This is a genomic window from Paenibacillus sp. BIHB 4019, from assembly GCF_002741035.1.
Lineage (GTDB): Bacteria > Bacillota > Bacilli > Paenibacillales > Paenibacillaceae > Pristimantibacillus.
The window spans coordinates 630,862-652,851 of the sequence record NZ_CP016808.1 but is presented as its reverse complement, the minus strand read 5'-3'; the positions used below and the strand labels follow the sequence as shown (position 1 = coordinate 652,851).

19 protein-coding genes and 1 CRISPR repeat array are annotated in these 21,990 nt (G+C 47.4%); of the genes, 13 read left to right on the top strand and 6 right to left on the bottom strand.

Annotated features, from left to right (window positions below):
• Positions 1-41: 41 nt before the first annotated feature.
• Positions 42-797, bottom strand: coding sequence for a DNA/RNA nuclease SfsA (locus tag BBD42_RS02940; protein WP_216364914.1), 756 nt, complete (start codon positions 795-797; stop codon positions 42-44).
• A gap of 194 nt (positions 798-991) precedes the next feature.
• Between BBD42_RS02940 and BBD42_RS02935 the strand changes: the two genes are divergently transcribed.
• The 3 genes from BBD42_RS02935 (at position 992) to BBD42_RS02925 (ending at position 4,169) form a co-directional block, all read left to right on the top strand.
• Positions 992-1,756, top strand: a complete 765-nt coding sequence (locus tag BBD42_RS02935; RefSeq protein WP_481855912.1) for an NUDIX domain-containing protein — start codon at positions 992-994, stop codon at positions 1,754-1,756.
• Positions 1,757-1,870: 114 nt separating this feature from the next.
• Positions 1,871-2,680, top strand: coding sequence for a ribose-phosphate pyrophosphokinase (locus BBD42_RS02930; protein WP_099516924.1), 810 nt, complete (start codon positions 1,871-1,873; stop codon positions 2,678-2,680).
• Between the two features lies 1 nt (position 2,681).
• Entirely contained in the window at positions 2,682-4,169 is a 1,488-nt protein-coding gene (locus BBD42_RS02925) for a nicotinate phosphoribosyltransferase (protein ID WP_099516923.1), read from the top strand.
• Positions 4,170-4,428: 259 nt separating this feature from the next.
• Here BBD42_RS02925 and BBD42_RS02920 read toward each other — a convergent pair whose 3' ends face one another.
• From BBD42_RS02920 to BBD42_RS02905, 3 genes are all read right to left on the bottom strand, one after another.
• On the bottom strand, positions 4,429-4,998 hold the full coding sequence (locus tag BBD42_RS02920) for a YdeI/OmpD-associated family protein (protein WP_099521419.1): 570 nt from the start codon (positions 4,996-4,998) through the stop codon (positions 4,429-4,431).
• Between the two features lie 81 nt (positions 4,999-5,079).
• Positions 5,080-5,499 (bottom strand): DUF1761 domain-containing protein, encoded by a 420-nt coding sequence (locus BBD42_RS02915; RefSeq protein WP_237163346.1) that lies wholly within the window; start codon positions 5,497-5,499, stop codon positions 5,080-5,082.
• Positions 5,500-6,225: 726 nt separating this feature from the next.
• The gene (locus BBD42_RS02905; protein ID WP_099516920.1) at positions 6,226-7,143 is read right to left on the bottom strand and encodes a helix-turn-helix transcriptional regulator; all 918 of its coding nucleotides are present in this window, start codon (positions 7,141-7,143) and stop codon (positions 6,226-6,228) included.
• Positions 7,144-7,412: 269 nt separating this feature from the next.
• On the opposite strand from BBD42_RS02905, the gene BBD42_RS02900 reads away from it, so the two are divergent.
• Both BBD42_RS02900 and BBD42_RS02895 read left to right on the top strand, forming a co-directional pair.
• Positions 7,413-8,105, top strand: coding sequence for a DsbA family protein (locus tag BBD42_RS02900; RefSeq protein ID WP_172455372.1), 693 nt, complete (start codon positions 7,413-7,415; stop codon positions 8,103-8,105).
• A 155-nt stretch (positions 8,106-8,260) separates the two neighbouring features.
• Positions 8,261-8,565: direct repeats of the CRISPR family, unit length 33 nt; unit sequence GTTTCAATCCACGCACTCCATACGGAGTGCGAC.
• 355 nt (positions 8,566-8,920) lie between these two features.
• Entirely contained in the window at positions 8,921-9,562 is a 642-nt protein-coding gene (locus tag BBD42_RS02895; RefSeq protein ID WP_099516918.1) for a nitroreductase family protein, read from the top strand.
• A gap of 527 nt (positions 9,563-10,089) precedes the next feature.
• On the opposite strand, the gene BBD42_RS02890 is transcribed toward BBD42_RS02895, so the two are convergent.
• A complete protein-coding gene (locus tag BBD42_RS02890) occupies positions 10,090-11,022 on the bottom strand; it encodes an ArsR/SmtB family transcription factor (RefSeq protein ID WP_099516917.1) in 933 nt (310 codons plus the stop codon).
• 204 nt (positions 11,023-11,226) lie between these two features.
• Here BBD42_RS02890 and BBD42_RS02885 point away from each other — a divergent pair, with 204 nt between their 5' ends.
• The 7 genes from BBD42_RS02885 to BBD42_RS02855 all read left to right on the top strand — a co-directional run bounded on the left by BBD42_RS02885 (position 11,227) and on the right by BBD42_RS02855 (position 19,799).
• A complete protein-coding gene (locus BBD42_RS02885; RefSeq protein WP_481855911.1) occupies positions 11,227-12,204 on the top strand; it encodes a glycoside hydrolase family 43 protein in 978 nt (325 codons plus the stop codon).
• A 286-nt stretch (positions 12,205-12,490) separates the two neighbouring features.
• A complete protein-coding gene (locus tag BBD42_RS02880) occupies positions 12,491-13,840 on the top strand; it encodes an ABC transporter substrate-binding protein (RefSeq protein ID WP_237163345.1) in 1,350 nt (449 codons plus the stop codon).
• Positions 13,841-13,971: 131 nt separating this feature from the next.
• Positions 13,972-14,862: a carbohydrate ABC transporter permease gene (locus BBD42_RS02875; protein WP_099516916.1), complete on the top strand. Its 891-nt coding sequence runs from the start codon at positions 13,972-13,974 to the stop codon at positions 14,860-14,862.
• Between the two features lie 33 nt (positions 14,863-14,895).
• Complete coding sequence (locus tag BBD42_RS02870) at positions 14,896-15,738, top strand: carbohydrate ABC transporter permease (protein WP_099516915.1); 843 nt, start codon at positions 14,896-14,898, stop codon at positions 15,736-15,738.
• Between the two features lie 29 nt (positions 15,739-15,767).
• Positions 15,768-17,147 carry an arabinan endo-1,5-alpha-L-arabinosidase gene (locus BBD42_RS02865; protein WP_172455694.1) on the top strand — a complete coding sequence of 460 codons (1,380 nt, stop codon included), beginning with the start codon at positions 15,768-15,770 and terminating at the stop codon, positions 17,145-17,147.
• A gap of 544 nt (positions 17,148-17,691) precedes the next feature.
• The gene (locus BBD42_RS02860; protein WP_099516913.1) at positions 17,692-18,537 is read left to right on the top strand and encodes a DUF421 domain-containing protein; all 846 of its coding nucleotides are present in this window, start codon (positions 17,692-17,694) and stop codon (positions 18,535-18,537) included.
• Between the two features lie 113 nt (positions 18,538-18,650).
• The gene (locus BBD42_RS02855; RefSeq protein ID WP_099516912.1) at positions 18,651-19,799 is read left to right on the top strand and encodes an MFS transporter; all 1,149 of its coding nucleotides are present in this window, start codon (positions 18,651-18,653) and stop codon (positions 19,797-19,799) included.
• A gap of 80 nt (positions 19,800-19,879) precedes the next feature.
• Here BBD42_RS02855 and BBD42_RS02850 read toward each other — a convergent pair whose 3' ends face one another.
• Positions 19,880-20,587: a YhcN/YlaJ family sporulation lipoprotein gene (locus BBD42_RS02850; protein ID WP_099516911.1), complete on the bottom strand. Its 708-nt coding sequence runs from the start codon at positions 20,585-20,587 to the stop codon at positions 19,880-19,882.
• 323 nt (positions 20,588-20,910) lie between these two features.
• Between BBD42_RS02850 and coxB the strand changes: the two genes are divergently transcribed.
• Entirely contained in the window at positions 20,911-21,960 is a 1,050-nt protein-coding gene (gene coxB / locus BBD42_RS02845; protein ID WP_099516910.1) for a cytochrome c oxidase subunit II, read from the top strand.
• Positions 21,961-21,990 lie beyond the last annotated feature (30 nt).

Here is a 21,990-nt window from a genome sequence, read left to right as displayed (position 1 = left end):
TAGCATCATGACGAGCAAGGATTATTTTTTGAGCAGCCGCATTAGTTCAGCATATCTGTTGTTGTTTCGAAATAACGGATAAGCTTCACTTCGTCAGGCGTAATTTTGAAGTTACCCTGCCAGATTTCAACACCCCGTTTGATAGAAGATTCAACGGATTCTCTAATATAGCTGCTGTATTTGCCGTTCTTAGAACCTCTGAATTCTGGACTATCATAGATAAAACAAATGAACAGTATAGCTCTATCATTTTCTGCTAAGCTTGCTTCAAGTTCGCCAATGTGCTTAAGGAAGCGTTCGAAGGAATTGAACTCACTTCCTTTTGCGGTCGTGATATGGTCTTTTTTCTCAACCTGTAAAGTTGTAAGCGGGGTCTTGACCTCGATGTAAGTATTCCCTACAAGAAAATCAAGCTTGGAATTGCCGAGCTTTTGTTCCCGCTTCACGCTATCACTGCTGACCATAGCAGAGAGCTGGCCATTTTTCAGAAAATGTTCCACATAGCGGTTCGCCGCATTTTGATTTATCCCAATCCAAGATTTATTTGGCTCAGACAGCAAATCGAGTGAAATGGCCTCTACGGTGTAGAGGGTTTTTCTGGTCAAGTCTTTGCTCTTGGAAAGCAGGCAAGGAATATCGCGGAATACGATGCTGCCTATGCGTCCTGTAGTAGGGCAGTGGCAATCGTAAATGATGCCGTCGATCGCCACTTCCATAATAAATCGATTTCTTCTTCGAAGAATCAGTCCTTCAATAAGCGGTGTTTCAAATATAAAAGCGTCGTTGTTTATGTCCATTTTGAAAGTGTGAGCCTCCCTTTCGTAACTATACGTTGAATATACAAGAACGCTACTGACAACAGATTGTCAGTAGCGTTATAAACTAATGGGGAGGAATAGCCTAAAATCATTCAAAGGGTTGACAAATGATTTAATAATGTCATAATGATAATATCAAATAGAAAATTAAATCGTAACAGGAAGTGAAGCACTTGATCGAAAATGAATCCAATTATTCGCCGGATCGTTACCGAACGCCGGACGGAGCGCCGACGGACATCGTGATCTTTACGATTGTTTCAACCCAGCGCAGCAAGGTTAAGAAAGCTTTGCCGCATCATGAGCTGCAGGTGCTGCTCATCAAGCGTAACATTTGGCCTTTCGAAGGGCAATGGGCGCTGCCGGGCGGTTTTACATTGGAAACGGAAACGGTGCAGGAATGTGCCAGACGTGAGCTATTGGAAGAGACGCAGGTTAGCGAGGTCCATCTCGAATATTTTAACGTATATAGTGCGCCTGGACGCGATCCGCGGGGCTGGATGATTTCACATGCATTTCTTGCACTCGTGGGAGAGCAGCAGCTTGCGAATCGGCAGGCGGCGGTCGATGCATCGGAGGTGCAGCTGTTTTCGGTAGAGGAGGCGCTGAAGCTGCCGCTTGCCTTTGACCACCGCATCTTGATTCAAGATGCGCGGATTCAAATTCAGCGGAAGATGCTGACGACGACGATAGCGAAAGCTTTTTTGCCGGATGAATTTACGATTGCCGAGCTGTATCAGGTCATTCAAGCGGTCGTGCCGGATTTTGCGGAACAAAATTTTATTCGGAAAATTACCTCGACGCAAAGCCGCAGCGGCATTATTGAGAAAGTCGTGGACGCGGCCGGGGCGTTAAAGTCCTCCAATCAGTATTCGCAGCGCCCGGCTCAGCTATACCGGTTTACAGGGCTAGAGCCGCAGCTGTCGATTTACGGATAGAAGTGAGAGTAGAGAAAGCAGAACGATTTGAGCGTATCAAAGCGTATCAAAGTGTAACGGAGCAGAAAGGCAGATTTAGAAGGTAACTACGAAGCAGCGAGGAGAGTGAGCAGGATGATCAAGCTGAATGGCGTGGAGCTTGTGTTCAAAACGTTCCCCAACGGGGAAACGCTTGTTGATGGTGATGCGATTACGGCATTGATAGCCGAGCAGAATACGCTTGCTTTTAAATATGACAATGACAGCGACTTGATTAAGCTGATGTTCGTGAAGCAATATTTGGACAGCCGGAAGGCGCAGGCGAGCTTGACGATTGCTTATATGCCCTACAGCCGGATGGACCGGATTGAGGGAACCTCTGTTTTTACCTTGAAATACGTAAGCGGCCTGATCAACTCCTTGGCATTTGAGCATGTGACGGTGCTGGAGCCGCATTCCGATGTGACGCTAGCGCTGCTGAACAATTGCTCGGCACGGTATCCGACGATTGAGCTGCTGGACCTTGTCGTTGAGGCAACGGGCTTTGACCGTGCGTCCGACTATTTATTTTTCCCGGATGCCGGGGCGCAGAAGCGCTACAGCAAAGTTCGCGGCTATAACGAGCTGGTCGGCTTTAAGGCGCGGAATTTTCAGACGGGCGAAATAGAACGGCTTGATGTAGTTGGAGAGGTGGCAAGCGTTGGCTTTAAGGCGATTATCGTTGATGATCTTTGCTCCTACGGGGGAACGTTTATGCGCAGTGCGGAGAAGCTTAAAGGCTTGGGCGCGGCGGAAATTTATTTGCTCGTAGGGCACTGCGAGCCTTCGATTCATAAGGGCAAGCTGCTCGAATCGCCGCTCGTTGATAAAGTGTTTACGACCAATACGATGCTGAATGAAGCGGGACATGAGAAAATACAACTTTTTGAATGGGGAGAGGTTTAAAATGACGACGAAGACAGCTTACCCTGCGACTCTGCTATGCGATTTTTATAAAATCAGCCACAAAAACCAGTATCCGAAAGGGACGGAACTCGTCTACTCGACCTGGACCGCCCGTACAAGCCGGCTGGAAGGCGTGGAGGAAGTGGTCGCCTTTGGCTTTCAAGCCTTCATTAAGGAATATTTGATCGACTATTTCAATGAGCATTTTTTCGCAAGAACGAAGGAAGAGGTTGTGGAGGAGTATCGCAGAGTGCTTAAATTTGCGCTGGGCGATGCTAATCCAGATGCTTCGCACATCGCTGCGCTGCATGAGCTCGGCTACTTGCCGATTCGCGTTAAGGCGATTGAGGAAGGCTTGATCGTTCCGGTTAAAGTGCCGATGCTGACGATTGAAAATACGCATCCTGACTTTTTCTGGGTAACCAATTATTTGGAGACGCTCATGTCGTGCCAGCTTTGGATGCCGACGACGAGCGCGACGATAGCTTTTGAGTACCGCAAAATATTGGAGCAATACGCTTTGCAGACGAACGGCGATACGTCGGGCGTGCCTTTTCAGGGGCATGATTTTTCGATGCGGGGCATGAGCTCGCTGGAAGCGGCGAAGGGCAGCGGAGCCGGGCATTTGCTGTCGTTCACAGGAACGGATACGGTTCCGGCGATTTTGTATTTGGAGCAATTTTATGGCGCGAATATGGAAAAAGAGCTGGTAGGCACCTCGATTCCAGCGACCGAGCACAGCGTCATGTGCGCCCATGGTACCGATGAAATGGCGTCGTACCGCTATTTGATCAATGAGGTGTATCCGAATGGCTTCGTCTCGATCGTCTCGGATACATGGGATTTGTGGAGCGTGCTCGATGTGGTGGTCAGAGGGCTTAAAGAGGATATTCTCGCTCGCGACGGCAAGGTTGTCATTCGTCCGGACAGTGGAGATCCGGTTAAAATTATTTGCGGCGATCCCGATTCGCAGCATCCATTCGAGCGCAAAGGCGTTATTGAAATTTTGTGGGATATTTTCGGCGGCACAGTGACGGAGAAGGGCTTTAAGCAGCTCGACAGCCACATTGGCGCGATTTATGGGGATGCGATTACGATCAGCCGCTGCCGTGAAATTTGCGAGAAGCTGGCGGCGAAGGGCTTTGCTTCGACAAATATGGTGTTCGGTATCGGCTCGTTCACGTACCAGTACAATACGAGAGATACGTTCGGCTTTGCGCTGAAATCGACGTTTACGATTATTAACGGCGAAGAGCGCAAAATTTTCAAAGACCCGGCAACCGATATCGGCAAAGTGAAAAAATCGCAAACCGGACTCGTGCTCGTAACCGAGCAGGACGGTGTACTGACGCTCACTGACGATTTAAGCGTGCAGCAATATGAGGCAAGGAAGCACGAAGACGCGCTGAAAACGATTTTTGAAAATGGCAAGCTGGTGCGTGAGCAGAAGCTGGCAGAAATACGCGCGAATTTGCTGGGGAAATTATAGTATGCCTCGTTAATGAGTGAATGAAGCTGAATGAAACTGAATGAAATTGAATGAAGCTTATCATTCAAGGATTAAAGTTCCAATATGAATAAACGCGAAGATGCAAAAAAGAAAAGCTGCAAATAGGAAAAGCTGCAAAGCTGAAATTGGAAAAACGAGCAGATCGCCCGAGGTGGGCGGCCTGCTCGTTTGGGTATGATTTAGAGGTGTCATTATCACCTTAAAAAACCATTTCACTCTATTCGTGCTATAGGGCAGCTTAATAGTTTAGGAGGCGCCCATTATCATGCCATTGACCGTACATTTTATTTTCTTTCGTGTTGGCTATAAATTTGTCTAATCGGCTCTCAAACAATGATGGCTGATTTTTATAGCTTTGTATCGTGTCGATTCGAACTCTTTGATAAAGAGCTGGAAAAGCGCAGAAATTTTCATATCCTTGCGGGTCTTCTTTCAGCCTTTGATCTATAAGGCGATCTATTTTAAAGGAATGGGGCTCCATATCAGGGAGCACCTTTCTTCCTTCGTCGCTCATTAATCCCAGCTTTTCTAGTCGGCGGACGCGTTCTTTATTCAATTCAGTCCATGAGCTTTTTTTGCTTCTAGGAGACAATCTCTGCGCGAGCTGGGATGCAGAAAATTTCTTTTTCACCCCATCAATCCATCCAAAGCACAAACATTCCTCGACCGCGTCCAAATACAGCAGCGTGTCCGGGTTTGGCGTCATGCTTACGACTACCCAACAACATGCTTCGGTCTGTCCGTTTTCCTGCAGCCAAATTCTCAAAGCTTCTCGCGATGTTAATGCCAATAGATTTTCAATATCGATAGACAAAGTAAGTTCCTCCTTTCTAGGCATGGAGAGTCGTTATTATCATTACCAGAAAAGGCGATTTATTTTTCGCAGAAATTATTTCATAGCTACAACAATTACGCTAATAATCAAACCTGTAAGTAAAAAATAGCTTCCGCTAATTAGTCCGTATAACAGCGGGCGAGGCATGTTTGGGTTGATCGCCGTATTGACGGTTGTTGAAGCCAACAATCCAACACCAACAATGCCACCAAAGATTAGCGCATTAACCATAGATTCGATATCGAAGGCATAAATCAAAATGGCCATAGTGACTGTAGTTGCTAAACCACAGACAAAAGGTCCCGCGATAAAAAGGGGAGCTGGTTTTTCACGTGGTGTTCCTTCTTTTCCTAACGCAAAAGCATAAGCCTTCCCAAAAAAGATAGTAAACCAAACGCCTCCCAAAATAGAGGTTGCTAATACAGCTAGCAGAACGGCGATCCAATTAATTTCCAGCAAGACATTGAACATCATTAATTCTCCTATTCGAAAAATCGTATTTTTGTATTGGGGTGCGTGTTTGTAAAAGTAAGCGAGCCAGCTGCTGATCGGGTTTAAGGGGCTTGATTCCTGCACAAAGATAGAGTTGGCGGACACAGCAGACGCTATTTTAAAAGAAACATGGGCAAAGCACAATAGGCGGACTCAGGAGCCCCAAATGTGCTGCCAAAAGCCATTTTGAATGGATAATGGGGGCAATAACGGATTTCCTGTCCGCGTACGGCCCGAAGTCGGTTCAAAAGCCAAAATAGCGGAATCTCAGTCCTCGGAAAAAGGAGGAACCGTCCCGAGTTGCGTGTCTCAACAATCGTGTTATAAGCAGCAGTGTTCTGAACTTGTTTAGCGGATTCCGGCGAATGGATTGTCGATTTTCAAGCAGAATAGATTGCTCCAAATAGGCTTGGCTTAGCGGCCATTCTATGAATTTTTCTAATAACTGGACAAAGCGATTGGCGTATTCATCCAACATAGATAAAACTTGGGGCTGGGCGATGGTGGGAATCGAGCTGTTCACTTTTTGACTCTGCACAGTGGGCGGGCGCTCCTTGATACGCTCTAAAACAGGAGGGTTTGCCCATGTGTGGTATTCAAATAATTGTACTGGATGCTTCTACATTCATATCGTCTCCTTTCGGCTTCTTCTAAATTTAGATTTTGTTTCTGTTGTTATAATAAAAAAAGAAGTATGACAATAGTTCGTCATACTTCTTCATACAGTTGAAGTGTTTTTTGCAGCTGTTTTTTTAAAATCCCTCGCAGTGCAAAAGGCTCAAGGACCTCGGCGCCACTCCCAAAACCCAGCAGAATGGACCAAAGCCAACGGGCTTCTAATGGTTTATATACAGGAATTTGCATCGTCATGCTTCCATCGGCATGAAATTGTTTATCAGCCTGATGAAATTGATCCATCGCTTCGGCCAAAGCCTCTGGTCCCACTCGGATTACCACATTTCGCAGCTGATCGTGCCATTCTGTGGTTGAGATAGCAGCTTCTTTAGGTGCTGCTTGATGCGGCTGAAAGCTGTCCTCGGTCAAAAATAAATTCATCATCCGGGATAGTCGAAACTCCCGATAATCCTGCCGTGCTCGGCAAAACCCATAAACGTACCAATTGCTGTATTTGAAATGCAGCCACATGGGCTCCATATCCCGGGTCGTACGTTCATTATTTGCATTGATATAATCAAAGCGGACGATTTTTCGCTTCGTAATGCCTGTGCGTAAATGACGAAGTGCGTCCGGCTCCGCCCGCCGGGTTTCAAGGTTCACAGATAAACTAGGGCTCTGATGCTCGGGTCCAATTGTTTGCAGCCGTTCAATGGTACCCTGCGCACGCTCATCGTCGAACACGGTGGCGAGGCTGCTGAGCACAGTGATCAGCGAATCGACATCGTAGGAACCGAGCAAGCTTTTATCCATTTTATAACCGTCCATTATGCCATATCCGCCATGCATTCCCTGATAGGAGACGACGGGGAAGCCCGCAGCACAAATCACATCAATATCCCGATAGATGGTTCTTTGGGAAACTTGAAACTCTTCAGCCAGCATCGAGGCAGACAAAACTTTGTTATTCAGCAGCTTGTAGATGATGGAGACCAATCGCTCCAATTTCATATGTATCCCCGCCTGTTAATTCATTTCGTACTCATGTTCGTTATTATATCATAGGTGTTTTCATGATCGTTGTGGAGTGGCCTACTGTTATTTGAGAAGAAGCCCTACCAACAAGTGGTGAAGTTTTTTCAAAATTTCTAAATGGTTAGACGATTGATGAATATTTGCTCATATGTTAAGGTGAGTTGAGATTTCTTCTTTAAATTGGATGTAAAAGCATTTCTACAAAGCGCTGCATTTTTATGAATAGTACAGGGGGCAGAAGCAGGATGAAAAAGAAAAATGTGAAATCAAGGTCGTTAGTTTGGTATACCTTAGTCATTGTCGTTGTTTTTATTGCGCTGTTCGCCATTAACGAGATTTCTAAAAGCCGGACGGGCATCGAGCAGGAAGCAGCAGAGGCTCCGCCCATTTCCAGCCAGCCTACATGGGGGGATAAGGCCGCCAAGGTTTCTATCGTAGAGTTCGGAGATTACAAGTGCCCGTCCTGCAAAGCATGGAGCTCGCAGATTTGGCCGCAATTAAAGAAAGATTATGTAGATACGAAACAAGTCTCGTTCTCGTATGTGAACGTTCTATTTCATGGGGCAGAATCAGCATTAGGCGCATTGGCTGGAGAAGCGGTGCTAGAATCGAATCCGGACGATTTCTGGCATTTCCATGAAGCTTTGTTTGCGGAGCAGCCAGATGCAGACCATGACGGACTTTGGATTACAGTAGAGAAGCTGATGCAGGTAGCAGAGGCTTCCGTTCCGGATTTGGACAAGGACCAGTTCAAAGCCCTGCTGAGCTCGGAAGAAATACAGGCACGGGTCGATCAAGATCAGCAGCTCGTGAAGGATTTTAATATTTTGCAGACTCCGACCATTATGATTAACAACAAGAGAATAGGGAATCCGTTCGATTACGAGGCCATCCAAGCTGTAATTGAACAGGAGTTGAGCGAGGCGGCAACGGAATAAGATTAGTTTCTTTCGGGGGATATGAGGGGACTTGTCGAGAGCTATACGAGGTGCGAATAAAAAGACTCTTTGTAGGAGTCTTTTTATTTTGTTTCAATTCATGCACCCATGCGGAGTGCGACTAAAAAGGAGATTATAAATATGACGACAACATTGTTTCAATCCACGCACTCCATACGGAGTGCGACTTCGCGCCCGAAACTGAGGCCGAGGAGATTGTCCAGTTTCAATCCACGCACTCCATACGGAGTGCGACGAGCTTGGCAAGACTGCCGGAGCCAGCGAGGATATGTTTCAATCCACGCACTCCATACGGAGTGCGACCTAACGCTGAAATACCGTCATTCCAAGACACTATAGTTTCAATCCACGCACTCCATACGGAGTGCGACGGTCGGATCTTATTGCCGGCGAGCTGCGTACACTGGTTTCAATCCACGCACTCCATACGGAGTGCGACAGCAAAAACAGTATCAATTAATCCCATCATGGCATTAATCGCCTGTATTTTCAACGAAATAATATCGAAAAAAGATAAGAGCAAGCTTGACTTTTTACGGAACAGCTCGTTTTCGCCACGGTTCGACATAATCTGAGGTGCGAATGCCCCAGGGATTTCATGGGAGCTTCACATTCGCACCAAAAATGCGAAGCAATCAATTTGTCATGCACGCTTTCGCATCCGCAAGCAATCACAAAAATATTTTTCGAAAACTACTTACAAAATTAAAGTAGATATATTATAATTACAAACATAAAGACAAGCCTTCAACTAATCTTACATAAAAATGATTTTTCAAAGGGAGCGTTTGAACATGGGAGAACTTAAAACGATTATCGAAAAACGTCGTTCGGCAGTGAATTTTGTGGAAAATGTGGCGATTTCGGAGGATGAGCTTCAGCAGCTTTTTTCACTAAATCGTTTCGTGCCTTCGGCTTTTAATTTGCAGCACAGCCACTACATCGTGGCGACATCCGAGGAAAGCAAAGAAAAAATCTATGAAGCTTCCAAACAATATAAAGTAAAAAATGCTTCAGCAGCCATCGTCGTGCTTGGTGATACGAAGGCGCACCTCAATGTTGGAGAGCTGAATGCAGGCATGCTCGCGCTAGGCATGATGAGCAAGCTCGATTACGATCAGGAAAATGAAAATGTGATCCAATTTTACGAATCGCGGGGCGAGCTGTTCCAGCGGGACGATGCGATTCGTAATGCGAGCCTGTCGGCCATGCAGTTCATGCTGATCGCGAAGGATATGGGCTGGGATACGTGCCCGATGATCGGTTTTGATGCGGATAAAATCCAGCAGCTGTTCGAAATTCCCGATCGCTATGTGCCAGTTATGCTCATAACGCTGGGCAAAAGCGATCCAAACAAAGAGCGCCCGCGCGGCTACCGCAAGCCTGTTAATCAGTATGTGAATATGAATGCTTTTCATTCCCCTGATACCCACTGAAATCATTAAAGCACAACTATTTCTGTCCATACGAAAAAGCTGCCTCCCTCTAGGGATGCAGCTTTTTTGCGTGCAGTTATACTAGGCGGGTATGTTGACCGTAGCCATCCTGCTGTACCTTGCTTAGCGTTTATTCAAGGCCAATCTTATTTTGCGATTCAGTTTCAAGGGTGAGGGAACGGCAGCATGCGAGTGTTGCTAAGACCACAGATACTAAGACTACCGTTGCTAAGTTCACTGTTACTAAGTACACGGTCGTTCAGAGCACTGTTGATTAGACCAAGCAGCAGCTTGGGAACGCTCATACTATTTTGGCGGACTGAGTTTCCGCTATTCTGGCTTTTGACCCGATTTCAGGCCATAAGCGGACAGGAAAGCCGCTATGACCGTCATTATCCCGCCAAAATGGTCATTTGCAGCACCATAGCGGCTCCTGAGTCCGTCACTTGTGCCTTAACCCTTGATTCGGTTGAATTAACGGCTGCTGTGTCCGCCAAAGCTGTCATTGTGCAGGGAGTTACCGTTGCCTAAGCTTCGATATCCTTCTCCTGAGGCTGCTTCGTATAATACAGGCGGAACACCAGGTCCTGATTGTGGTTGCCGAAGCCGGAGCCGAACAGCGTGACGCCTCCAATATGCTCGGCATTTTCCTCAACAGCGATTCGGAAGGTCCACTGGTTGCTGCGAATATCGATATCGTCAATCGTCACATCGGACAGCTTAATGCCATCCATGAAGGTGCCCTCCTTCTTCACGATCAAATGCTTGAGCAGCCCATGCTGATTGACGCTTTCGAACCACCATGGCGGATTAAGCTTGCCTTTGCCTCCAAAGTCGCCGGGGCTCGTCCACATGCCAACCTTCATGCCATTGAAAAAGAAGCTGATGTCCGAAGGCCAATTGTTGTTCGTAAAAGGGGCCTCCGAGGAAATTTCCATTGAAATTTCGAGCTGCTCCGGATTTTCGCTCCCAAGCATGTAATTAGGCATCTTGTATTCAATATACCCTTGCCCAAACCACAAAATCTTCGCATTCAGCCGCTCTGGATCAAGAAAATGCCTCGGATCGTCGAATATGCCGATGATGGAATCCCTCGTACAAATGCCGCAGGTCGGCGAAATGTCCAAATCGGTAAAATGGCCAATCGAAATATCGGTTCGCCGAACCTCGCGCGGAATCACATCCTTGATCGGAAACATAATTTCCAAATTATCGATGCTGAGCGAGCATACCTTCTGTGCTGCCCCGCCTTTGCCAGGCGTCATCTCCGAGTGAATAATGTTTGCTTTCTCGAGCTTCTTGACATGCATCGTCATAATAGCGCTGCTGAGCCCGAGGGCTTCGGCAAGCTCGCGAATATTCATCGATTTTTGCGACAGAAGGTGAATGATTTGGATGCGGACGTTGCTGGATATAGCCTCGAATACAGGCAAATATTGTTCGGAAAGTTCTATTTTCAACGTGGCGTCCTCCGGAAATTGAAATATTAATGAATATGTGAATAACACTGATTGAGACTAATGATACATGATTTGGCTAAAACAGACAAGGAAACGCCTTCAAACAGCCATAATCTGGTTGACAGCAGCGTAAAGCTGTTGATATATTAACATCGAAGAAAGTAAGTAATATATTTATGAATAATTAACAAAGGGGTTTTGATTATGATGGAGCAGCAGATCCAAGCCGAGCAATCTTTCGTCAATCCTATTATACCGCAGCGTGCGGATCCATGGGTATATCTCCATTCCGACGGCTACTACTATTTCACGGGCTCCGTTCCGGAATACGACCGCATTGAGCTTAGAAGAGCGCGCACAATCCAGCAGTTAGGGGAAGCGGAGCCAGTTGTCGCCTGGCGAAAATATGCGGAGGGACCGATGAGCGCGAACATTTGGGCGCCGGAGCTGCATGTTGTTCAGGGCAAATGGTATATCTACTTCGCTGCGGCGCGGACGACGGAGACGGTTGAAGGGCTGTTCGACCATCGCATGTTCGTATTGGAAAATGAATCCGCCAATCCGCTGGAAGGCGAGTGGGTTGAAAAAGGGCAGCTTGTCGCCAATTGGGAATCGTTTGCGCTGGATGCGACAAGCTTCGAGCATAAGGGCACGCAATATCTCGTCTGGGCGCAGAAGGATTTGGCGATCGCAGGCAACTCCAATTTATATATTGCGGCGATGAGCAATCCTTGGACGATGAGCGGCAAGCAGGTTATGATTGCCCAGCCCGAATACGAATGGGAAAAGATCGGCTTTTGCGTCAATGAAGGAGCTGCGGTGCTGAAGCGTGGCGGGACGATATTTATTAGCTATTCAGCCAGCGCAACGGATCATCATTATTGCATGGGACTGCTGAGCGCTTCGGAGGACAGCGATTTGCTCGACCCGGCTTCATGGAGCAAGGCGCCGGAGCCTGTATTTGCAACGAGTGAAGAGAACGGGCAGTATGGCCCTGGACATAACAGCTTTACGGTGTCGCCGGATGGCAAGCAGGATATTTTGATTTACCATGCCCGCAATTATAAGGAGATTACAGGGGATCCGCTTTATGATCCGAACCGCCACACGAGGGCGCAAGTATTCGGCTGGACAGCGGATGGCAAGCCTAGCTTTGGCGTCCCGGTGCGAGATGGCAAGTAAGAGACTGGCTGAGCGCAAAGAAATTCCAAAAATCAAACAAATATAGTTGACAATGTAAGCGCTTTGAACTATCATCATAAATAATAAAAACATTAATTATTAATATATTTATTATTAATGTTTATGAAGCAATAGAATTCATAAGGCGCGATACAACGGTTGAAAGGCGATTTTGACTTGCAAACGGATGTGTCGCGTGAGCGAGCACTGTACTTATACCATCATGATGCAAGGCAACTTTTCGAAATTGTGAATACGTTTTCATTTTATGGAGGAGGGTTTGAGGATGAAAAAAAGTTTACTAGCAGCAATGGCAGCGACGATTGTGCTGGGGGGCGTTATCGCGGGCTGCAGCAGCAATTCGCAAACAGAAGGAAGTACAGAGGCTGGGCAGGGCGGCACGAAGCAGCTTAGCTTCATGTTCCGCGGCGGACCGGAGGAGCAGAAGGCATATGAGGCGACAGTCAAGAAGTTTGAGGCCGATCATCCTGATGTCAAGGTGAAGATCATTACGACGACGGGCGACCAATACGCGACGAAGCTGAAAGCAGCGATTACAGGCAAAAGCGTGCCGGACGTCTTTTATTTTGACCCAGGCGATTTAAGAGCTTATGTGAATGCGGGAGTTTTGAAAGATATTACGGAATACGTGAAGGATGTCGACTTTGATAACATTTGGAAGCGCGGCGTAGATATTTACCGCTATGATGGCAATAACGTAGGCCAGGGCAGCATCTATGGCTTGCCAAAGGACGTGGGCCCGTTTGCGCTCGGCTACAATAAAGACATGTTCACAGCGGCCGGAATCCCATTGCCGGATAAGGAAAAGCCGTATACATGGGATGAATTCATCAAGGTCAATCAGCAATTGGTGAAGGATACGAATGGCGATGGCAAAATCGATCAGTACGGAACGGGTTTTAATGTCAACTGGGCGCTGCAGGCCTTCGTCTGGAGCAATGGCGCAGACTGGCTGGACGCAACGAATACGAAGGTGACGATTGACGATCCGAAGTTCGCGGAGGCGCTGCAATATTTTGCCGATATGCAAAATGTACATAAAATTACGCCTTCTATTGAAGATGCGGCGACGCTTGATACGTATCAGCGCTGGATGAAGGGCGAGCTTGCCTTTTTCCCGGTAGGCCCATGGGATCTTGCGACGTATGAGACGCTGCCCTTCGATTATGATTTAATCCCTTACCCTGCGGGCTCGACCGGCAAATCCGCGACCTTCCTTGGCTCGCTTGGCATCGGCGTATCCAGCGGCTCAAAAAATCCGGAAGAAGCGGCACAGCTCGTAACGTATCTCACCGCATCTCCGGAAGGCATGCAGCAGCTTGTTGATGCGAAGGTGCAAATTCCGAACTTGATAGATATGGCGGAAAAATGGGCTGCAGACACGACGACGAAGCCTGCAAACAAAGCAGAATTCCTCCGTATCGTAGAGGATTACGGGAAGCCAATGCCTAACACGCTGACGTACAACTCGGAATGGTATCAGCTGTTTTTCACCGATATTCAGCCTGTGCTTGATGGCAAGGTGACAGCAGCGGACTACGTGAAGGCAGAGCAGCCTAAGATGCAGAAGCTGCTTGATAAAGCGGTTGAGCAGGAAGCGAAATCCAAGAAATAATGGTTGCAAGCAGAAGCTAATCTCAGTACCAGAAGGACGGAGGACAGGCGAAGCAGGGCCCCAAGGTCTTTAAGGGGCAGCTGCAAGGAGTGCCTGTTCCTCTGGCCTCTGGTCATTTTGAGGGGTGAAACATGAAAGTAAGGTCGAATCTTTACCGGAAGGAAGGCTATTACGGGTATTTATTCGTGCTGGCGCCCGTTGTCGGCTATCTTTTGTTTACGCTGTACCCGCTGCTGTACTCTCTATATGGTTCTTTTACCGATTGGGATGGGCTTGGGCAGATGACGTTTATTGGGCTGGACAATTTTAAAGATATTCTCGCGGATGAGCTTTTTTATAAAGCGAGCTTTAATACGATTTTTATGATGATTGGTATTCCAATTGAAATTACATTAGCGCTGCTGCTGGCGATGGGCCTGAATCGGAAAATGTTCGGCACGACAACGTTCCGGGTCATTTATTATGTGCCGGTTATTTCGTCGCTTGCAGCGGTATCGATACTGTGGCAGTGGGCTTATAATGGCGATTATGGACTGGTGAACCAGTTTCTAGCGCTGTTTGGCTTTGAGGGCCCGAACTGGCTCGCGGATAAATATACGGTAAAGCCTGCTCTTATATTGATGATGATTTGGAAAAATATCGGGTATTCCATGCTGCTTTATTTGGCTGCGCTGCAAAGCGTGCCGAAGGATTATTATGAAGCGGCCCAATTGGACGGCGCGAATAGCTGGAACATTTTTTGGAACATTACGTTCCCGATGGTGAAGCCTGTCACATTTTTTATCGTCGTCACGAAAATTATCGGGGGAGCGCAAATTTTCACTGAGGTTAACATTATGACGCCGACGGGCGGGCCGGAATACAGCTCCGCAACGGTCGTTTTCTATGTATGGAAGAAAGCGTTCGAGAACCTGCAGATGGGCTATGCTTCGGGGATGGCGATGCTGCTGGGACTGTTTATTTTCGTCATTACGCTCGTGCAGTTCCGCATGAATGAACGCGCCTCGAAGGATATGGAATAAACTTGCCGGCAGGAAAGGAGTGAAGCCTGAATTATGCTATCGTTAAAAAGATTCAATCTGACCGATGTGCTTGCTTTTATCGTCATCAGTGTCGGTGCTGTCTTTATGGTTGCCCCGCTGCTGTGGACGTTGTCGACCTCCTTCAAGTCGAAGGCGGAGGTTTTTGCGCTGCCTCCGGTATGGATACCGGAAACGTTCCATTTTGAGAAGTATATCGAAATTTGGGAAAAGGGTCCGCTGCTTAGCGGCATTCAGAACAGCCTGATCATTACGGTGTGCGTGACGATTATCGGCACATTCACCTCAAGTCTGGCGGCGTTCGCCTTCGCCAAGCTGCGTTTTCCTTTCAAAAATATGATTTTTCTGCTGCTGCTATCCGCCTTAATGATTCCTTACCCGGCGGTCATGATTCCGCAGTTTATTCTGTTCTCCGAATTTGGCTGGGTTGATACGCTCAAGCCGCTAATCGTGCCGGGACTGTTCGGCAACATTATGATGATCTTTTTTCTGCGGCAGTATTTGACGAGCGTGCCAGGGGCGATTATTGAAGCGGCAAAAATAGACGGCAGCTCGTATTTCGGCATTTTCTCCAAAATCATTTTCCCGCTTATCCGTCCAGCTGTGGCGGCGCAGCTTATTTTATGGTTTATGGCGGTATGGAATGATTATTTGGCGCCGATTATTTATTTGAATTCGCCGGAGAAGCAGACGCTCCAGCTCGTCATTGCGAATTTTAACGCGACTTATGCGATTCAGACCGATTATGCGCTTATTATGGCGGCCTCTTTTATTGCGCTGCTGCCGATGCTTATTATTTTTCTCGTATTCCAGAAGCAAATTATTGAATCGGTTGCCATTTCTGGCGTGAAAGGTTAGAGGCGCCTATGAAACGATATTTTTTAACGATGACGGCAATTGCTACGGTTTGGCTAACGGGCTGCTCGGGCGAGGAACTAGTTTATCCGCAGGCGCCGACTAGCTACCCGATGTATGATACAGCGAATATAGACAATGAGCAGGCGTGGAATATGAGCAATGTGCATGATCCTTCTATTATTAAGGATGGGGATACGTATTATATTTTCTCCACGGATGTTAAGGTCGGCGGAACGGCAAAGCCGGGACTTATGGTCAGAAAATCGAAGGATCTAATGAACTGGGAATGGGCCGGCTATGCGCTTGATGGAGTTCCAGCGGAAGCAGAAGCATGGACGGGGGCAACCGGCATGTGGGCGCCAGAGGTGGCAAAGCTTGGCGATCGCTTCTATTTATATTATTCCGCGTCGACCTTTGGTTCAAACCGGTCGTTTATTGGGGTTGCGACAAGCGATTCGCTGGAAGGGCCGTGGACGGATCAGGGGGAAGTCGTAAAGACGGGGCCTGGAGACGAGCCCAATGCGATTGATCCTAATATTGTGAAGGATGCCGAAGGCAAGCCTTGGTTCGTGTATGGCTCTTTTTTCGGAGGCATCTATGCAGCTCCGCTCGATCCGGCTACCGGCAAGCTTAAGGAGCAGGGCTACGGGACGAAAATCGCGGCTCGCGCTGCCTCGGAATCGGGGGCAGTGGAAGGTCCTTATATGATTTATAATGCTGAGCTCAAGCAATATTATTTGTTCGTTTCCTATGACTCGCTCAGTCAGGATTATAATGTGCGGGTAGGGCGCTCGGCGTCGATAACAGGGCCTTTTCTCGATTCTCTCGGCAGGGATATGCTCGATACAGCTTATGATCCGACCTTCGATGTCGGCAACAAGATTATGGGCGGCTACCGGTTTGCGGAAGGAGAGGGCTGGATTGCTCCCGGCCACAATTCAATATTGCAGGACGGCGATAGCGATTATATCGTTCATCATGCTCGCCCAGAGCAGGATTCGAACTGGATGTACTTGCATGTGCGCAAGCTGCTCTGGAATGGCGATGGCTGGCCGGTGGTGTCGCCGGAGCGATATGCGGGGGAACAGGTGCAAACGATACCTAAAAGCGCGCTTGCGGGCACATGGGAGCGCATTGTGCACGAGAAATATATAGATGGGCCGATTGATTCAGAAGCGATTGAGCTGAGAAAAGACGGCAAGATTGGCGCTGAAGATTCAGCAGATTATTGGGAGTTTGATGGCGAGCATACGGTGCGCCTGTATTTTCAAGATGACGATCAGACGAAGGCAGGGGTTGAAACGGTGCTGGTGCTGCCAGCATGGGATGCAGAGCGGAATAAGCCTTCGCTTGTATTTACCGGAATGGATGACAAAGGGCTCGCAGTATGGGGAAAACAAATCAAATAGCAGCCACTCGCGCTGAGCAGCGTGCGTTTAATTGCAGAATTACCTCTATAAAATTGGATAGCGGCACCCATCAAATGGGTGCCGCTGTTTGTGTATCGTATATTTAACCGGGCCTTCAGCAACATGAATGGCCGTTATATCCCTTGTTAATCTTGCAAGACAGCATAATCTTGCCTCGTAACCTAACTCCAAAACAACGGAAGCCCTACCTCTCTTCCATCCTTGCGGCTCCTAGACCGCGCCAGTGTGAATCAAAGCTCGTACAGCACGAACGTGAGAATTCAGAAATGAACAGAAAAGAAAATCCAGAAAAGAAGATCAAAACTGTGGAAAACATTGAATCTCTAGGAGGGATATTTGGGGGTTAAATATAACACATCAAAGTTCATTATAGCCTATATGAAGAACAATTGCAAGAGGGGCGAAAAGATGCCTATACATGTATGACTTTTGCCTATCTGGTTACGCTACTTTAAATACAAAACTCACAAAGTTTGTTCCATCCCTGGGTAAGAGCAAACAAATGCAGGAGGCGAAACCTTTTATGCAAGATTGGTTGGAAATTACGCTGCGAACGTTGTCCTCGGTCGTTATTTTGTTTGTCATGACCAAGCTATTGGGCAAACGGCAAATTTCGCAGCTATCGTTATTCGAGTATATTACGGGTATTACGATGGGGAATATTGCTTCGTACATTTCGCTGGATCTCGATAATGAATGGTATTTGGGCATTTTAGCCTTGCTCGTATGGGTCATTGTGTCCGTTGGCTTCGAGTTTGCTACCATGAAGAGCAAGACGCTTCGCAACTTTATCGACGGGCAGGGAACCGTGCTTATCCGAAGAGGAAAGCTGCTGCGAAAAAATTTGCAAAAGGAGCGTATGACGCTCGATGAGTTTCTAGAGCAGCTGCGTAAAAAGGATGTCTATCGGATGGCGGATGTGGAATTTGCTATTATGGAGCAAAGCGGTGAAATTAATGTGCTGCTGAAAAAGGAACAACAGCCGCTGACCGCTGATATTATCGGCCTTCAAGTGGAGCCGGAGGCGGAAGCGACTACGATTATTATGGATGGCAAGGTGCTTAAGGAGACGCTTCGGGAGTCAGGACTTGATGACAACTGGCTGAACAAAAAGCTGCGCGATCAACGGATCGAGGTGAAGGACATCTTTTTGGGGCAAGTTGATGATCAGGGAGAGCTGATGATTCAGACAGGCACCAAATCCATTGAGCCAGCTAAACCAACGAACCCCAAATCACAGCTGCTAACTATAATGAAGCAATTTGAGGTGCAATTGCAGCTTCAGGAACAGCTATCCTTAAATGAAAAGGATAAATCGGATTATCAAAGTGCGGTAAACAAGCTGCAGGCGCTTATCGATAAGAAATAAGCCGGACAGCAGTTGACGCTGAGGCATACATTTAAGCAAAATCGGCTGTTCAAAGCAGGCGATGTATTTTAAAATGTACGGAGGTGTATATACATAACGATAAGGGGCGGGCTATGAGACAGGTTTTATTTTTGCGCGCATACAATTACTTCTATTTCTCGCTGTTTGCATTATTTCTCTCCTTTCTGCCTATTTATTTGGCTGAACGCGATATTAGCGCCACGAATATTGGGTTGATGCTGGGGCTGGGCAGCCTCATTGGGGTCGTATCCCAGCCGCTTTGGGGAATGATAAGCGACAAATACAAGGTAATCAAAAAGGTGTTGCTGCTGCTTATTGCGGTATCTGTCGTAATCGGCGGACTGCTCTATCGCTCCACGGAGCTGGTGCCGTTGTTTGTAGGCATTAGCTTGATGTATTTCTTCTTCATGCCGACGGACCCTTTGGTAGAAAGCTTTAATTATCGTGTGTCCCTTCAATATAAGGTCAATTTCGGCTCGATCCGGATGTTTGGCTCACTTGGTTTTGCGATGGCATCTTCTATCATTGGCTATGCAGGCAAGCACTATGGCATCGGCAGCTTGGCGGTATTATTCCTCGTGTATGGGGTCATCACCTTGCTGCTGTGCAGCCTGCTTGCGGAAGTGCCGGCAACTGCCAAACCGATGGCGCTGAGGGAGATCGGCTTGTTTTTCAGAAGCAAGCAGACGCTATGGTTTCTCGGACTTGTCCTGTTTCTAGCGGTGCCGCACCGGATGAATGATAATTATATCGGCCTGTATATTAAAAGCTTGGGCGGCGATGTCCAGTTAGTCGGGCAAGCCTGGACCGTTATGACGATTATAGAAGTTGTTTTTTTCGCCATTAGCCATTATTTCATTAAACCGGGAAAAGAGCTGGCTGTTATCGCCGCTGCTGCTAGTTGCTATGCGCTGCGCTTTGCGCTGTCTGCTGTCGTCACTGATCCTGCTGCTCTGATATGGCTGCAACTGCTGCAAGGGGTCTCCTTTGTGCTGTTTTATGCGGCGTCGATTCAATATTTGTATAAGCTTGTACCTGAGGAATGGAAGGCGACGGGCCAGACGGTGCTAGCGGTGCTGCTTTTTGGAGTTTCGAGCATCATATCGGCGACCGTCGGAGGGTGGTTCATTGATCAGTATGGCGGGACGAAACTTTATAGTGCAATGGCTGTTTGGTCGTTTGCTGCCATGCTGCTGTGTCTATTCATCATGCTGAAACAGCGAAAAGGGGACCCTGCTTAAAGGTCCCCTTCATCAATGTTGCGTTGCATCAGCATATATAATAGAAGAGTTTTTTTGATATACAAATGCGAGGCTCATCTTTATGGTGTTTTTTTGGAAGTAATTGGCTTGGGCATTTCCTGGCCGCCGACGAATTGATATTTCACCAAAGTGTTGAAAGCATCCACATGCGGGGTCAGTGATCGTCCTCCCCACGACTCCACTGCATAATCATTCAGCTTATTCACGAAATCCATATTGGCGGATATGTGCACCTCCTGCACCATCGGGGCAAGCTCGCGAATACGCGTGGCGATCGTTTGCTTAAGCTCCGGGGACAGCTCATTGTGGTCGTTGACCGAGAAATACGACTGATAAGGCTTGACGAGCAGCCGATTGTCCTCAAGCGGGCTGACACGGCTCGTGTTATAGGCGTCCTCTGGCTTTCCGCCGTTCAACTGCTCCCGATTGCCTCCAGCCCCTCTTGTACCGACAGCGGTCCAATCAAGCACGATGCCGACATAAGCATTTTTGTCGGTCAGCATGACGTTCGCCGCGGCCACGCCATTTAAGTTGGTCACCTTCTTAGACAACGTATTGCTGTATTCGAAAAAAGCATTGTCATGCTGATGCGGATTGTTCGTCGTCGTTCCATACATTTTGCTGCCCAGCATTTTGGGATCGCCAGCTTGCCTGCTGCCATAATCGTAGTCGCTGTCCTGTACCCGCTGCTCGTAGTTGCAGGCAGTCGATGAGCATACGAGGAGGGCGCTGCATAACAATGCATAAAACATTCGTTTTTTTGGCATTTAGATGTCCTCCATTCCTGCTGTAATAAGAATAGGGTTTGTAGGGAACGATTAAATATACGCAGGAAAAGCTATACAGATTTGACTTTGTGAACGGAAAGCCCGCGATTCTCGAAAAAAGCGCTTTAAAATAACGAATTTGACAGCTTTGCGAACAATTTGTGAACTCTCTGTGGAACATTGACAAATAAGGGCTTCAACTTTATATTTAATAAGGTATTAAGGTCGCAGAAGTTGTCATTTTTTATTAGCTTAAAAACAAGCAGTTTGCCACAATTTCGGGGTGTTTACAGCTGCAAAAACGTCAAAAGTGGGGTTGATTATTGATGAATCGGTGGCAGTTTTTTAAACGGCTTGCGCCGCTTCTGGCCTTGATGGTATTGGTGCTGTCAGCATGCGGACGAGCAGATCTATCCGCGCTGAATCCCCAGGGGCCCGTAGCGCAAGAGCAATTCGGATTGATGAAGCTCGCATTTTCAATCATGATCGGTGTAGTAGTGATTGTATTTGCACTTTGTTTGTTTGTCATTGTCCGTTTTCGCAGACGTAAGGGAGATAAGTCGATTCCCAAGCAGGTCGAAGGTAGCCACAAGCTAGAGATTATTTGGACCGTAATTCCTATTATTCTCTTGATTATTTTGGGTGTTCCTACCGTTCAGACCGTATTTAACCTGTCAAAGGATCATTCAAACGATCCAGATGCGGTTAAAGTAATAGTAACTTCACATCAATATTGGTGGGAATTCGAGTATCCGGATCTGGGCATCAAGACGGCGCAGGAGCTGGTTATTCCAAAAGGCAAGACCATTACAATTGAAGCGAAGACAGCAGACGTGCTTCACTCGTTCTGGGTTCCTTCCCTTGCAGGTAAAATCGATACTAATCCTGGTGGTTCAACAAATAAAATGTTCTTCTCGGCACCAAAAGAAGGCGTTTACTTGGGCAAATGCGCCGAGCTTTGCGGACCTTCCCACGGCTTGATGGACTTTAAGGTGAAATCGGTTGATGATGCCTCGTTCGACCGTTGGGCAGCAGCGCTTCAAGAGCCAGTAGCAATGCCAAGCGATCCGGCCATTGCCGCTGCTTTCGAAAGCAAATGTCTCGTTTGCCACGCTGTTGGCGACAAAGGCGGACCATTGTACCCGAACCTTACAGGTATTGGAAGCCGTGATTCCGTTGGTGGTATCCTGATTAATACAGATGATCCTAAGTACTCCAATGAAGGTTCCACTTATGACAATCTTCATCGTTGGATCGAAAATCCTGATGATGTCAAACCAGGCAATCTGATGGGCAAGATCGATCTGACGCAGCAAGAGCTTGATGGTATTGCGAAATACTTATCGGAATTAACATTGGACTACGAAAAATAGATCATCGGTGATGAAAAGGAGGTACCAACT

Excerpts from the sequence above, each read along its gene's own strand:
- BBD42_RS02940 (WP_216364914.1), bottom strand. The coding sequence starts at position 797 with ATGGACATAAACAACGACGCTTTTATATTTGAAACACCGCTTATTGAA.
- BBD42_RS02930 (WP_099516924.1), top strand. The coding sequence starts at position 1,871 with ATGATCAAGCTGAATGGCGTGGAGCTTGTGTTCAAAACGTTCCCCAAC.
- BBD42_RS02925 (WP_099516923.1), top strand. The coding sequence starts at position 2,682 with ATGACGACGAAGACAGCTTACCCTGCGACTCTGCTATGCGATTTTTAT.
- BBD42_RS02915 (WP_237163346.1), bottom strand. The coding sequence starts at position 5,499 with ATGATGTTCAATGTCTTGCTGGAAATTAATTGGATCGCCGTTCTGCTA.
- BBD42_RS02905 (WP_099516920.1), bottom strand. The coding sequence starts at position 7,143 with ATGAAATTGGAGCGATTGGTCTCCATCATCTACAAGCTGCTGAATAAC.
- BBD42_RS02900 (WP_172455372.1), top strand. The coding sequence starts at position 7,413 with ATGAAAAAGAAAAATGTGAAATCAAGGTCGTTAGTTTGGTATACCTTA.
- BBD42_RS02895 (WP_099516918.1), top strand. The coding sequence starts at position 8,921 with ATGGGAGAACTTAAAACGATTATCGAAAAACGTCGTTCGGCAGTGAAT.
- BBD42_RS02885 (WP_481855911.1), top strand. The coding sequence starts at position 11,227 with ATGATGGAGCAGCAGATCCAAGCCGAGCAATCTTTCGTCAATCCTATT.
- BBD42_RS02880 (WP_237163345.1), top strand. The coding sequence starts at position 12,491 with ATGAAAAAAAGTTTACTAGCAGCAATGGCAGCGACGATTGTGCTGGGG.
- BBD42_RS02875 (WP_099516916.1), top strand. The coding sequence starts at position 13,972 with ATGAAAGTAAGGTCGAATCTTTACCGGAAGGAAGGCTATTACGGGTAT.
- BBD42_RS02870 (WP_099516915.1), top strand. The coding sequence starts at position 14,896 with ATGCTATCGTTAAAAAGATTCAATCTGACCGATGTGCTTGCTTTTATC.
- BBD42_RS02865 (WP_172455694.1), top strand. The coding sequence starts at position 15,768 with ATGACGGCAATTGCTACGGTTTGGCTAACGGGCTGCTCGGGCGAGGAA.
- BBD42_RS02860 (WP_099516913.1), top strand. The coding sequence starts at position 17,692 with ATGCAAGATTGGTTGGAAATTACGCTGCGAACGTTGTCCTCGGTCGTT.
- BBD42_RS02855 (WP_099516912.1), top strand. The coding sequence starts at position 18,651 with ATGAGACAGGTTTTATTTTTGCGCGCATACAATTACTTCTATTTCTCG.
- BBD42_RS02850 (WP_099516911.1), bottom strand. The coding sequence starts at position 20,587 with ATGCCAAAAAAACGAATGTTTTATGCATTGTTATGCAGCGCCCTCCTC.